This window comes from Streptomyces sp. AC627_RSS907 (assembly GCF_019049165.1).
The window spans coordinates 1-767 of record NZ_JAGMUE010001088.1 but is presented as its reverse complement, the minus strand read 5'-3'; the positions used below and the strand labels follow the sequence as shown (position 1 = coordinate 767).

1 protein-coding gene is annotated in these 767 nt (G+C 80.1%); it reads right to left on the bottom strand.

What is annotated here, in order from left to right; translation table 11 throughout:
- Positions 1 to 190: 190 nt before the first annotated feature.
- Positions 191 to 767, bottom strand: a 577-nt coding sequence (locus tag KUM32_RS40415) for a DUF418 domain-containing protein (RefSeq protein ID WP_217146678.1), incomplete at its 5' end; no start/stop codon positions are given.

The following is a 767-nucleotide window of genomic DNA, read 5'->3' as shown; positions in this document are numbered from 1 at the left end:
GACCAGCTCCTGGACGAGGCGGTCTACCACATCGAGCACCTGCGCCTCGGCGCCCGCGACCTGCCCTGACCTGCCGCGCGCCGCCGTCCCCGCGCTCCGCCCGCCGGGTCGGCCCACCCCGGGCGGCCGGCCCGGACCAGCGGCCCACTCGCCCGTGGCGCTCCCGGGCCACCGGGCGCCGTCAGCGGCGTCAGCGGCGGGTGGCGTCGGCGGCCCGGCCGTACGTCAGCCGCCGCAGCGCCGCCTCGGCCGGCCCGCGCCGCCCCGCCCGCTCCAATCCGTACGCCACCACCGCGCTCGACAGCCACACGCCGACGGCGAAGGCCGCCATCCCGGCGCTGCCGAACGCGGCGCCCAGGCCCAGGCCCCAGGCGGCGAGCAGCGGCGCGAAGACCAGCGAGTGGCCGACGTAGCAGGACAGGGAGCGCTTGCCGACGGCGCGCACCGCCCGCACCGCCCGCCCGTGCCGGGGGCGGCGCGCGAGGCGGTCGGCCAGCAGGCCGAACAGCGCCACGTACCCGAGGCCGCCGGCGAGCCCGGTGCCCTCGAGGACCAGGTGCAGCGCGCCCTCCTCGGAGACCGCCTCGCCCGGCACGTCGAGCGCGCCCACGTGGGCGAGGGCCGAGGGTAGCGAGCCCGCAAGGCTGATCGTCAGGCCCACGGCGGCCGTCCGGCCCAGGAGCGCGCGGTGCCGGTGTGGTTCCTCGAGCACCCGCCGGCGCGCCGCCCAGAACCCGAGCAGCACGGCCGCGTGCGAGGCGAAGGAC